Annotated in this window: 9 protein-coding genes; 8 read left to right on the top strand and 1 reads right to left on the bottom strand. The window is 76.7% G+C overall.

Annotation, left to right across the window (positions count from 1 at the left end; all coding sequences use genetic code 11):
- Positions 1-68: 68 nt before the first annotated feature.
- From KLI87_RS25525 to KLI87_RS25505, 5 genes are all read left to right on the top strand, one after another.
- A complete protein-coding gene (locus KLI87_RS25525; protein ID WP_308166164.1) occupies positions 69-1,388 on the top strand; it encodes an SWIM zinc finger family protein in 1,320 nt (439 codons plus the stop codon).
- Positions 1,385-2,902: a DUF5691 domain-containing protein gene (locus tag KLI87_RS25520; protein WP_214618980.1), complete on the top strand. Its 1,518-nt coding sequence runs from the start codon at positions 1,385-1,387 to the stop codon at positions 2,900-2,902. The genes KLI87_RS25525 and KLI87_RS25520 overlap by 4 nt, the downstream gene beginning before the upstream one ends.
- Before the next feature lie 89 nt (positions 2,903-2,991).
- On the top strand, positions 2,992-4,062 hold the full coding sequence (locus tag KLI87_RS25515; protein ID WP_214618979.1) for an AAA family ATPase: 1,071 nt from the start codon (positions 2,992-2,994) through the stop codon (positions 4,060-4,062).
- Positions 4,059-6,329, top strand: coding sequence for a DUF5682 family protein (locus tag KLI87_RS25510; RefSeq protein ID WP_214618978.1), 2,271 nt, complete (start codon positions 4,059-4,061; stop codon positions 6,327-6,329). The genes KLI87_RS25515 and KLI87_RS25510 overlap by 4 nt, the downstream gene beginning before the upstream one ends.
- Positions 6,326-7,492, top strand: coding sequence for a VWA domain-containing protein (locus tag KLI87_RS25505; RefSeq protein WP_214618977.1), 1,167 nt, complete (start codon positions 6,326-6,328; stop codon positions 7,490-7,492). Before KLI87_RS25510 ends, KLI87_RS25505 begins: the two co-directional genes overlap by 4 nt.
- Here the strand turns inward: KLI87_RS25505 and KLI87_RS25500 are convergent.
- Complete coding sequence (locus tag KLI87_RS25500; protein ID WP_214618976.1) at positions 7,481-9,574, bottom strand: serine/threonine protein kinase; 2,094 nt, start codon at positions 9,572-9,574, stop codon at positions 7,481-7,483. The genes KLI87_RS25505 and KLI87_RS25500 overlap by 12 nt on opposite strands.
- Before the next feature lie 113 nt (positions 9,575-9,687).
- Between KLI87_RS25500 and KLI87_RS25495 the strand changes: the two genes are divergently transcribed.
- From KLI87_RS25495 to KLI87_RS25485, 3 genes are read left to right on the top strand one after another with little or no spacing between them, the layout of a single operon-like run.
- Entirely contained in the window at positions 9,688-10,728 is a 1,041-nt protein-coding gene (locus KLI87_RS25495; RefSeq protein WP_214618975.1) for a DUF6777 domain-containing protein, read from the top strand.
- A gap of 25 nt (positions 10,729-10,753) precedes the next feature.
- Positions 10,754-11,143, top strand: coding sequence for a helix-turn-helix transcriptional regulator (locus tag KLI87_RS25490; protein WP_156215402.1), 390 nt, complete (start codon positions 10,754-10,756; stop codon positions 11,141-11,143).
- Positions 11,140-12,150: a cation diffusion facilitator family transporter gene (locus KLI87_RS25485; protein WP_214618974.1), complete on the top strand. Its 1,011-nt coding sequence runs from the start codon at positions 11,140-11,142 to the stop codon at positions 12,148-12,150. The genes KLI87_RS25490 and KLI87_RS25485 overlap by 4 nt, the downstream gene beginning before the upstream one ends.
- Positions 12,151-12,156: the final 6 nt, after the last annotated feature.

Below are 12,156 nucleotides of genomic sequence, written 5' to 3'. Positions count from 1 at the left end.
GGCCCGGCGCGCTGACATCGGGCTTGACCGGCGGTCGAATGTCGGACCCGCGGGATAGTTTCGACACCGTGAGCGATCGATGGGAACGGGGGCGGGTGCTCGGGCTGGCGCCCGACGCCGCGGCGGCGAAGGCCGCGGGCGGTGTCGCGGCGGCCGCCTCCTGGTCGGGCACCGGCTGCGACGACGGCGCCGTCTGGGGCGAGTGCCGGGGCAGCGGCGCGACCCCCTACCGGACGTGCGCCGACCTGGCCGAACCCGCGTTCCGCTGCACCTGCCCGAGCCGCAAGTTCCCGTGCAAGCACGCGCTCGCGCTGCTGCTGCTGTGGAGCGAGGGCGCGGTCGGGCCCGGCCCGCGTCCGGGGTGGGCCGCCGAGTGGATGGAGCGGCGGCGCGACCGGGGCCGCGCCGCTCCGGCCGCTCCGGCCGCTCCGGCCGCTGCGGCCGCCAGGGCCCGCGATCCGAAGACCGCCGAACGGCGCGAGCGGCGCGTCGAGGACGGCCTCGCCGACCTCGACCGGTGGCTCCGCGACCAGGTCGCGCACGGCCTGGCCCAGGCGGAGAAGGCGTCCTACCGGCTGTGGGACGACGCGGCCCGGCGCCTGGTCGACGCGCAGGCCGCCGGGCTGTCCGGCCCGGTCCGGGGGCTCGCGTCCGTTCCGCGCCGCCCCGGCTGGCCCGGGCGGCTCCTGGAGGAGTACGCGATGCTGCGGTTGCTGGTGCGGGCCTACCAGCGGCGGGAGGAGCTCCCGCCGGAGCTGCGCGACACCGTCCGCGCGCGGATCGGCTTCACGGTCGCGCAGGAGGAGGTCCTGTCGGCGGGCGAGCGCGTCCGCGACCGCTGGACGGTGACCGGCTCGCGCGACTCCGCGCAGGACCAGCTCACCACGCGCCGCGTGTGGCTGCGCGGCCGCCGGACGGCGCGCCCCGCGCTCGTCCTGTCGTTCGCCGCGCCGGGCGCCGCGTCCGGCGGGCGGCTCGACGCGTCCCTCGCCGTGGGCACCGAGGTCGACGTGGAGCTGGCGTTCTACCCCGGCGCCCAGCCGCTGCGCGCCCTGGTAGCCGACCGGTACGGGCCCGCCGAGGAGGGCACCCCCGAGGGCACCGGCATCGGCGGGTTCCTCGCCGAGCACGCCGCCGCGCTGGCGCGCGACCCGTGGCTCGACGGCTGGCCCGCGACGCTGGCGGCGGTGCGGCTCGGCCGCGACGAGGGCGGCGACCTGTACGCGGTCGACGGTTCGGGCGACGCGCTCCCGCTGCGGCTCACCGACCCGTGGCGGCTGCTGGCGGTGGCGGGCGGCGGCCCGGTCACGCTGTCCGGCGAGTGGGGCGCGGGCGGCCTGCGCCCGCTGACCGCCTGGCAGGCCGACGAGGGGCCGGTGGTCCTGTGAGCGTCTGGTCCGACCATGTCACCGCCGCGCTGCTCGGCACCGAGCGCCGCGACCCGCCCGTCCTGCCCGAGGCGCCGCCGGGCGAGGCCGGCGACCGGGCCGCCCGGCTGCTCGACCAGGCGGCGGTGCTCACCCTGCGCCGCCGCGCGGGCCGCCTGGCCGCGTCCGGGGTCGAGGTGATCGCCCCGGCGCCGGGCGAGGACGCGCCGGTCGTCCCGCCGGGGGCGGCGGCCCGGCTGGCCCGGATCCTCGCCGGGGAGCAGATCCGGGTGCTGCCCGAATGGCTGGACGCGGCGGCCGCGCACGGGCGCCGCGTCCCGGCCCGGCTGCTGCCCGAGCTGCTGGAGCGGGGCCGCAGCGACCGCGTGCTGCGCCCGTCGATCGCCCGTGCCGCGGGACGGCGCGGGGTGTGGCTGGCCCTGCGCAACACCGACTGGGCCTACCTCGTCGGGGCGGGCGACGACCCCGGCGGCGGCGCCGACGTGTGGGAGACCGGCACCCGCAACCAGCGGGTCGCGTTCCTGACCCGGCTGCGCCGCACCGACCCGGGCCGGGCGCGGGACGCGCTCGCCGAGACGTGGGCGCGCGAGCCCGCGCCCGACCGCGCCGCGTTCCTGGCGACCTTCGAGCACGGCCTGACCCTCGCCGACGAGGAGTTCCTGGAGGCGGCGCTCGAAGACCGCGGCAAGGACGTCCGGCAGCTCGCGTCCGACCTGCTGGCCCGGCTCCCCGGCTCGGCGTACGGGCGGCGGATGGCGGCGCGGGCCCGCGCGTGCGTGACCGCGCGCCCCTCCCGGGAGCAGGGGCGCGACCCGGCGGCCATCGCGGTCGAGCCCCCGCACGAGCACGACGAGGACCTCGCGCGCGACGGCGTCCCGTTCCATCCGAGCGGGTCGTTCATGCCGGGCAACGGGAACGGTCCGGTCGGCGCGCGGGCGGCGTGGCTGCGGGAGATCCTCGCGCGGACGCCGCTCGGCACGTGGACGGAGCTGTTCGGGCTCCCGCCGATGGAGATCGTGTGCCTGCGCGTCGCCGACCCCGACGGGCGCGCCGCGCGGGACGTGCACATCGGGTGGGCGCGGGCGGCGCTGCGGCAGCGCGACGCGGACTGGGCACGCGCGCTGCTGCGCGGCGGCGTCGTGGTGGACGAGCCGGAGGCCCTCGCCGGGCTGCTGGCCGTCCTGCCCGCCGACGAGCGCGACCCGGCGGCGGCCGACCTGATCCGCTGGGTCGACGGGCAGCCCGACCTGCTGCGCGTCCTGGAGCGGGTGCCCGGCCCCTGGGCCGGCGACCTCGCGGCGGCGGTCGTCGCGACGCTCACCGCCGCCGCGCGGCGCCCGACCCGGCGCGACGAGCACGCCCTCGGGCAGCTGTGCCGCCTGGCCGACCAGCGGCTCGACCCGTCCGCCGCGTCCCGGCTGGAGGAGATGGGCCCGGCCGTGCCGCGCGCGGTGACCGAGCTGATCACGACCCTGCGTTTCCGCGACGAGATGGTGAAGGAGCTGGCCGAGTGAGCGACGAGCAGTTGCCGGGGGGCCTGGGGGGCCGTCCCCCCAGGGAGGCAGAGCACGGGCTTGGGGATCGGCCCGCCGCGGAGACGGGGGTGTTGCGGCCGCACGCGGAGGAGGAGTACGCGGGTGAGCTGGCGCGGTTGGCCGAGCTGGACGAGCGGCCCCGGCCGCCGGGGTGGCGGTTGTCGCCGTGGGCGGTCAGCACGTACCTGCTCGGCGGCGAGCTGCCGGACGGGACGGTCATCGGCCCGAAGTACGTGGGGTCGCGGCGGCTGATCGAGGTCGCGGTCGCGACGCTCGCCACCGACCGGGCGCTGCTGCTGCTCGGCGTCCCGGGGACGGCGAAGACGTGGGTGGCCGAGCATCTGGCCGCCGCCGTCAGCGGCGACTCCACGCTGCTGGTGCAGGGGACGGCGGGCACGTCGGAGGAGTCCGTCCGGTACGGGTGGAACTACGCGCGGCTGCTCGCGGAGGGGCCCTCGGAGCGGGCGCTGGTGGAGAGCCCGCTGATGCGGGCGATGCGACTCGGGTCGGTCGCGCGGATCGAGGAGCTGACCCGGATGCCCTCCGACGTGCAGGACACGCTGATCACCGTCCTGTCGGAGAAGACGCTGCCGGTGCCCGAGCTCGGCACCGAGGTGCGGGCCCGGCGCGGCTTCACCGTGATCGCGACGGCGAACGACCGCGACCGGGGCGTGAACGAGCTGTCGAGCGCGCTGCGGCGGCGGTTCAACACGGTCGTGCTGCCGCTGCCGGACTCCGTGGACGACGAGGTCGACATCGTCGCCCGCCGCGTCGGGCAGATCGGCGCGGCGCTGGAGCTGCCCGAGGCCCCGGCGGGCCTGGAGGAGATCCGCCGGGTGGTGACGGTGTTCCGCGAGCTGCGCTCGGGGCTGACCGGCGACGGGCGCACGAAGCTGAAGTCGCCGGGCGCGACGCTCGGCACCGCCGAGGCCATCTCGGTGATCACCAGTGGGCTGGCGCTGGCCGCGCACTTCGGCGACGGCGTGCTGCGCGCGGCGGACGTGGCGGGCGGCATCGTCGGCGCCGTCGTGCAGGACCCCGCCACCGACCGGGTCGTGTGGCAGGAGTACCTGGAGACGGTCGTGCGCGAGCGTCCGGAGTGGCAGGACTTCTACCGCGCCTGCCGGGAGGTCTCTTGACGGCGTCCCGGGTCGAGGTCTACGGCGTCCGGCACCACGGGCCGGGGTCGGCGCGCGCGCTGCGCGCCGCACTGGAGGACTTCAAGCCCGACGCGGTGCTGATCGAGGGGCCGCCGGAGGCCGACCCGATCGTGGAGCTGGCCGCCGACCCGGGGATGGTGCCGCCGGTCGCGCTGCTGGCCTACTCCCCCGCCGGGACGGGCGAGGACCGGCGGGCCGCGTTCTGGCCGTTCGCCGAGTTCAGCCCGGAGTGGCAGGCGGTCCGGCACGCGCTCGCGACGGGCGCGCGGGTCAGGTTCTGCGACCTCCCGGCCGCGAACCAGCTCGTCCCGCTCACCGATGAGGAGCCCGTTCCGGAGGGCTCAGGAGACGGGCCGGACGGGGCGGACGAGGGGATCCGGCTCGATCCGCTCGGCTGGCTGGCGAGGGCCGCAGGGTATGACGACACCGAGCGCTGGTGGGACGACGTCGTCGAGCACCGGCACGGCGGCCCGTCCCCGTTCCCCGCGATCGCGGAGGCCATGGCGGAGCTGCGCGCGCGGGTGGACGCGCGGCCGGAGGAGAGCGGCCTGCCCGCCGGATATCTGCGGCGGGAGGAGCGGCGCGAGGCGTACATGCGCCGGACGGTCCGCCGCGTCCTGAAGGAGGGGCACGAGCGGGTCGCGGTGGTGTGCGGCGCGTGGCACGTCCCGGCGCTGCTGGCGGGCGTGCCCGCCGCCCGCGACGACCGGACGCTGCGCGGCCTGCCGAAGACGAAGATCGCGATGACGTGGGTGCCGTGGACGCACGGGCGGCTCGCCGGATGGTCCGGGTACGGGGCGGGCGTACGGTCCCCCGGCTGGTACCACCACCTGTTCACGGCGCCCGACCGCCCGGTCGAGCGGTGGCTGACCGCCGCCGCGCGGGTGCTGCGCGCGGAGGACCTGCACGTCTCGTCCGCGCACGTGATCGAGGCGGTGCGGCTGGCGGAGGCGCTGGCGGCGCTGCGCGGCCGTCCGCTGGCCGGGTTGGAGGAGGTCACCCAGGCGACGCGGGCGGTCCTGTGCGAGGGCGCCGACCTGCCGGTCGAGCTGGTGCGGGAGCGGCTGGTGGTCGGCGAGCGGCTCGGCGCCGTGCCCGAGCGCACCCCGATGGTGCCGCTCCAGCGCGACCTGCGGGCCGAGCAGCGGCGGCTGCGGCTGCGGCCGTCCGCGCTCGACAAGGAGCAGGACCTCGACCTGCGCAAGCCGACCGACCTGGAGCGCAGCCACCTGCTGCACCGGCTGCGGCTGGTGGGGGTGGAGTGGGGGGTCCCGTCCGAGAGCCGGTCGAAGGGGACGTTCCGGGAGACGTGGACGCTGGCGTGGCGGCCCGAGTTCGACGTCGAGCTGATCGAGGCGAGCGCGTGGGGCACGACGGTGCGCGGCGCCGCGACCGCCCGCGCCGAGGCCCTCGCCGGCGGCGCCGGGGCGCTCGCCGACCTGACCTCCGTCGCCGAGCGGTGCCTGCTGGCCGACCTCGGCGACGCGCTGCCCACCGTGATGCGCGCGCTGGCCGACCGCGCCGCCGTGGACACCGACGTCGCGCACCTGATGGCGGCGCTGCCCGCGCTGGTCAGGGCGCTGCGCTACGGGGACGTGCGCGGCACCTCCACCGGCCCGCTCCACACGGTCGTGGACGGCCTGGTCGTGCGGATCTGCGTCGGGCTCCCGGCCGCCGTCGCGGGGCTGGACGACGACGCCGCCCGCGACACGCTCGGCCGGGTCGACGCCGTCCACGGCGCGCTGTCGCTGCTCGCGCACGAGGGCCATCTGGGGCGGTGGCGCCGGACGCTGGAGTCGATGGTCGCCCGCCCCGACGCGCTGCACGGCCTCGTCGAGGGCCGCCTCACCCGCCTGCTGCACGACGCGGGCCGCCTGCCGGACGTCCCCGACCGGATGGCCCGCGCGGTGTCGGTCGGCGCGGCGCCCGCGCGCGCGGCGGCGTGGGTCGAGGGCTTCCTGTCGGGCGGCGGGCTGCTGCTCCTGCACGACGACGCGCTGCTGCGGCTCGTGGACGGCTGGATCTCCGGGCTGCCCGGCGACTCCTTCACCGACGTCCTGCCGCTGCTGCGCCGGACCTTCGGCGCCTACGGGGCCGCCGAGCGGCGCGCGATCGGTGAGCGGGCCCGCCGCCTGCACGCGGGGGCGGGCGCGCCGCGTCCGCCGGGTGACGACCTCGACGAGGCCCGCGCGGCGCCCGCCGCCGCGACGGCGCTGACCATTCTCGGCTGGGAGGGCGCCCGATGAGCGACGAACGGCTGCGGCGGTGGCGGCTGGTGCTCGGCGGCGAGCGCGCCGACGGCACCGGCGCGTCGCTGACCGGCGACGACGCCCGGATGGACGGCGCGCTGGAGCGCCTGTACGGGGCGGGCGACCGCGAGGAGGGGCGGCCCCGCCCGGGGCGGCGCGGCGCGGGCCTCGGCGACTCGGCGCCCTCGGTCGCGCGCTGGCTCGGCGACATCCGCGAGTACTTCCCGTCCACGGTCGTCCAGGTCATGCAGAAGGACGCGATCGAGCGGCTCGACCTGACCCGGCTGCTGACCGAGCCGGAGATGCTGGAGGCCGTCGAGCCCGACGTCCACCTGGTGGGGACGCTGCTGTCGCTCAACCGGGTGCTGCCCGACCGGGCGCGGGAGGCGGCGCGGGCCGTGGTGCGGAAGGTCACCGGCGACCTGGAGCGGCGGCTCGCGGCGCGGACGCGGTCGGCGGCGGGCGGCGCGCTGGACCGGGCGGCCCGCGTGTCCCGTCCGCGGCGGCTCGCCGACGTCGACTGGGACCGGACGATCCGCGCGAACCTGCGCCACTACCTGCCCGAGCACGGGACGATCGTCCCCGAGCGCATGGTCGGCTACGGGCGGCGGCGCGACGGCGTCGAGCGGGACGTGGTGCTCGCCGTCGACCAGAGCGGCTCGATGGCGGCGTCGGTGGTGTACGCGAGCGTGTTCGGCGCGGCGCTGGCCTCGCTGCGGGCGCTGCGGACGTCGCTGGTGGTCTTCGACACCGCCGTCGCCGACCTCACCGACCAGCTCCACGACCCGGTCGAGGTGCTGTTCGGGGCGCGGCTCGGCGGCGGCACCGACATCAACCGGGCGGTCGCGTACTGCCAGGGGCTCATCACCCGTCCTGCGGACACGATCCTCGTGCTGGTCAGCGACCTGTACGAGGGCGGCGACCGCGACGAGATGCTCCAGCGCGCGGCGGCGCTGACGGCGTCGGGCGTGCGGGTGGTGGTGCTGCTGGCGCTGTCGGACGAGGGCGCCCCGTCCTACGACCACGACACCGCGGCGGCGCTGGCCGCGCTGGGCGTCCCCGCGTTCGCCTGCACCCCGGATGCCTTCCCCGACCTGATGGCCGCCGCGATCGAACGCCGCGACCTCACCGAATGGACGTCGCGGGCGTCACCGGGGTGACGAGCGCAGCCCCGCCGCGAGGAGGACCACCACCAGGGCGGTGACGGCGGCGTGCCCGGCCAGCGCGGCGGCGTCCACGGACACGAGCGCGCCCCACACCCCCCACAGCGCGACACGGGTGACGCGGGCGGCCATCGCCGTCCACGCCCCGGCGCGGCTGCCGCGCCACGCGAGGATCACCGCGACCAGCGTGACGGCGGCGAGCACGGTGAACGACGTCGCGACCACGGGCAGCAGCCCGCCCCGATGCCCCTCCGTCAGGGACGGCCGAGCGATCAGGATCGCGAGGGACGCGACGTCCAGCGCGGCGAGAAGCCCGGCGAGCACCAACCCCGCCACCGTGGCGGCGCCCCTCCGCAGCTCCCGCGCCCCCGAGGGCGCCGGGGCGAACGCCCCGTCGGCGGACCCGGACCCGATCCCCTGCGCCGAAACCCCTGGAGGATTCCCAGTCCCCCGACCGAAGGCGTACGCGGACCCGGCCCCGTGGCCGGACACGGAGCCGGCACCCCACGCGACATCGGACGCACCCCCGGAGCCCGGACCGTTCGCGGACCCGTGACCGGACGCGGCACCAACCCCCCGCGCCGAACCCGGCGCGCTCGCGCCGGGCACGGCACCGAACCCCTGCGCGGGACCGGACGCGCTCGCCGAGCCCGGACCGTGCGCGAGCCCAGGACCGTTCGCGGGACTGTAGCCGGACGCACCACCGAAACCCTGCACGGAACCGGGCGCGCTCGCCGAGCTTGGGCCAGGCGCAAGCCCGGAATCGTTCGCGGGGCCATAGCTGGACGCGCCGCCGAAACCCTGCGCGGAACCGGACGCGCTCGCCGAGCCCGCGCCGGGCGCGAGCCCAGGATCATTCGCGGGATTGTAGCCGGACGCACCACCGAAACCCTGCACGGAACCGGGCGCGGGCCCAGGATCATTCGCGGGGCCATAGCCGGACGCGGCACCGAAACCCTGCACGGAGCCGGGCGCGTTCGCCGAGCCCGGGCCGGGCGCGGGTCCGGGATCGTTCGTGGGGGTGTAGCCGGGCGCGTTCGCGGGGCCCGGGCCGTTCGCGGAACGGTTGCCGGGGGCGGCGATGAATCCCGGCGCGTTCGCGGAGCCCTGGGCGGGGCGGGGTGCGGTGTCGGGGGTGGGGGCCGGGCGTGGGGCGGGGACCGGGTCCCGGGCGGGCGTTCGGGGGCCCGGTAGCGGGGTGGTGGGGCGCAGGGCGTAGGGCGGGGTGGAGAAGTCGTGGGCGGCGTGGGGCGGGGCGCCGGACTCGCCGAGGAGGCGCATCAGGACCTGCTCGGACGTGGGGCGGTCCGCCGGGTCGCGGGCCAGGCACGCGGCGGCGACCTCGGCGATCGAGGCGGGGAGCGCGCTCAGGTCGGGGGTCTCGTGCAGGATGCGGTACATGACGGCGGGGACGCTGGCGCCCGCGAAGGGGTCGAGCGCGGTGGCGGCGAACAGCAGCGTCGCCGCCCAGGCGAACAGGTCGGTGGCGGGCCCGATGCGTCCCGCGAACTGCTCGGGCGCCATGTAGGCGGGGGTGCCGACGACCTGGCTGGTCACGGTGGCGCCCGCGGCGTAGGCGCGGGCGATGCCGAAGTCGATCACGCGCGGGCCGTCGCGGCCCATGAGGACGTTGTGCGGCTTGAAGTCGCGGTGCACGATCCCGGCGCGGTGGATGGCGGTCAGCGCGGTGACCGAGCTGATCGCGAGCCGGTCGAGGTCGGCGCCGGCGCGCGGCCCCTCCTCCAGGACGAGGTCGTTGAGCGAGCGGCCCTCGACGTACTCGCTGACGATGTAGGGCCGGTCGCCCGCGGTGTCGGCGGCGAGCATCTGCGCGGTGCAGAACCCGGCGACGCGCTGGAGCAGGGCCAGCTCCCGGACGAAGCGGGCGCGGGCCGCCTCGTCGCCCAGCAGCCGGGTGTGCAGGAGCTTGACGGCGACCAGGGGCGGCAGTCCGGCGCCGGGGTCGAGCGGGCGGCCGAGGAACACCACGCCCTGACCGCCCGTGCCGAGGCGGCCGAGCAACTCGCAGCCACCGAGGCGCGTGGGATCGGAGGCGTCGAGGGGAAGCGGGCTCGCCATTCGTACCCCCCGTTCGGCTCCCCCGAGAAAATCAAGCATTTCACCGGGCACAAAACCGCTTCGCCCGGCATCGAAGAGTATAGGTTCGGCGGACCTGGAGCGGGAGACGACACATGCGTGAGAATTATTCGCCAATTGCCCGGATCAGGGTCGCGGCGGTGTCCCTGGCGGTGCTGTGCGCGGCCGGCGGGGTGCTGACGGGGTGCGGGGACGCGGGGGCGACCATCACCCGGCTGACGGTGGGGTCCCCAGGTCCCGAGCCGTACACGCTGATGTCGGGCACCGACGCGACGAAGGTCACGGCCCGGCCGCGGGCGGGCGGGACGCGGGACGGCGACACCCCCGGCCTGTACGGCGGGACGCGCCGCGCGGCGAGCTGCGACCAGCGCAGGCTGATCGCGTTCCTGCAGGCCAATCCGGCGAAGGCGAAGGCGTGGGCGGGGGTGCAGGGCATCCCGGTGAGCGATATCGCCCGCTATGTCTCGCGCCTGACGCCGGTCCTGCTGCGCACCGACACGCTCGTGACCAACCACGGCTGGCGCGACGGCGCGGCGACGAGCGGCCCCGCCGTGCTGCAGGCCGGAATGGGCGTTCTGATCAATGGCTACGGAGTGCCGACGGTGAAGTGCAATTGCGGCAATCCGCTCACCCAGCCGGAGAAAAAGATCAAGGCGGGCGGCGCGTCCTACCGTGGCCGATCCTGGCCGGGTTTCCAGAAGGGGAAAGTGACGAAGATCCGTCCGCGTGATTCCCGGGAGGGGACGATCGAGACGTTCGTGCTCGTCGACCCGGGCGCGACGATGGGCTTCGAGCGGCCGCGCGCCACGGCGGGCGCGCTGGACGGCCCGCCCACCGAGCTCCCGCCGGAGGAGACGGCCGAGTCGCCGTCCGACTCGCCCGCGCCGATCGACTCCGGCAGCTCCTCGCCCGGCACGGACGTCCCGTCGGACGAGCCGAGCCCGAGCCCGAGTCCCAGCGCGACCGAGCCGACCGAGACCGGCGTCCCGACGGACGAGCCGTCGCCCGGCACCTCGGACGACCCGAACCACGGCGGCACCGCGCCGGCGGCGTCCGAACCGACCTCGGACCCGGGGTCGCCGGGGCCCATCTCCATGGCGCCCACCGAGGAGTCGGGGGCCTCGCCTGACTGGTGAGGCGCGATGGGATACATTTGCTCATATGAGCAGTGCTTCAGACGTTGCCCCCGCCGTGGCGTGCGCGGTGCGGGTGATCGACGCCGAGAAGGTCTCCGTCGTCCGCGCGTCGCTGCCGGAGACGGACACGATCACCGAGCTGGCCCAGGTGTTCGGCCTGCTGGCCGACCCGGGCAGGCTGCGGGTGATCACGGCGCTGCTGGAGGGAGGGGAGATGTGCGTGTGCGACATCGCCGCGTCCTGCGGGCACTCGGAGTCCGCGGTCTCGCACGCGCTGCGCCTGCTGCGCGCCAACCGCGTCGTGCGGGTGCGCCGCGCCGGGCGGATGGCCTACTACCGGCTGGACGACTCGCACGTCCGGATGCTGCTCGACCTCGCCCTCGCCCACGTCCACCACGGGGAGGAGGACGCATGAGCGAGAGCGGGCACGGCCACGGCCACGGCCATGGGCACGGCCATGGGCACGGGGTCTCGCCGGACGCCGACCGCCGCTACCTCGGCGGCGCGCTCACGCTGATCCTCCTCTACATGACCGGCGAGGTCGTGATCGGCCTGCTGGCGCGGTCGCTGGCGCTGATCTCCGACGCCGCGCACATGATGACCGACGCGTTCGCGATCGCGCTGGCGCTGGTCGCGATGCGGATCGCGGCGCGCCCGCCGAAGGGCGGCTACACCTACGGCCTGCGCCGCGCGGAGATCCTGTCGGCGCAGCTCAACGGGCTGACGCTGATCCTGCTGTCGGTCTTCTTCGTCTACGAGGGCGTCCGGCGGCTGATCGACCCGCCCGACGTCGAGGGCCAGCTCGTGTTCTGGACCTCGCTCGCCGGCATCGCGGTCAACATCGCGGCGACCTGGCTGATCAGCAGGGCGAACCGGAGCAGCCTGAACGTGGAGGGCGCGTTCCAGCACATCCTGAACGACCTGTACGCGTTCATCTCCACGGCGGTCGCGGGCCTCGTGGTCTGGACGCTCGGCTTCGCGCGCGCGGACGCGATCGCCTCGCTGGTGGTGGCGGCGCTGATGCTGAAGGCCGGGTACGGGCTGCTGCGGGACGCGGGACGGGTGCTGATGGAGGCCGCGCCCGCGGGGATCGACCCGTCCGAGCTGGGCGGCAGGCTGGCGCGCCGCCCGTGCGTGGAGGAGGTCCACGACCTGCACGTCTGGGAGGTCAGCTCCGGCTACCCGGCGCTGTCGGCGCACGTGCTCGTGGACACCATGGGCGACTGCCACGCCGTCCGGCGCGACCTCCAGGCGCTGCTGCGCGACTCCTACGGGATCACGCACACGACGCTGGAGGTCGACCACGTCGACGAGGCCGCCGCTCCCGGGGCGCACGGCCTCTGCCAGGACGCGCACGGCCCCCGCCATGTCGCCGGGGCGCAGCCGCACCGGCACGCGGGCGGCGCCCCCTGCGACCACTGAACGGCG

This window comes from Actinomadura sp. NEAU-AAG7 (assembly GCF_018603865.1).
Lineage (GTDB): Bacteria > Actinomycetota > Actinomycetes > Streptosporangiales > Streptosporangiaceae > Spirillospora > Spirillospora litoris.
This window is presented reverse-complemented; position numbering and strand designations above follow the sequence as displayed.

Bases quoted from the DNA above. Each gene is read 5' to 3' on its own strand.
- KLI87_RS25505 (WP_214618977.1), top strand. From the start codon at position 6,326: ATGAGCGACGAACGGCTGCGGCGGTGGCGGCTGGTGCTCGGCGGCGAG.
- KLI87_RS25485 (WP_214618974.1), top strand. From the start codon at position 11,140: ATGAGCGAGAGCGGGCACGGCCACGGCCACGGCCATGGGCACGGCCAT.
- KLI87_RS25495 (WP_214618975.1), top strand. From the start codon at position 9,688: ATGCGTGAGAATTATTCGCCAATTGCCCGGATCAGGGTCGCGGCGGTG.
- KLI87_RS25490 (WP_156215402.1), top strand. From the start codon at position 10,754: ATGAGCAGTGCTTCAGACGTTGCCCCCGCCGTGGCGTGCGCGGTGCGG.
- KLI87_RS25500 (WP_214618976.1), bottom strand. From the start codon at position 9,574: ATGGCGAGCCCGCTTCCCCTCGACGCCTCCGATCCCACGCGCCTCGGT.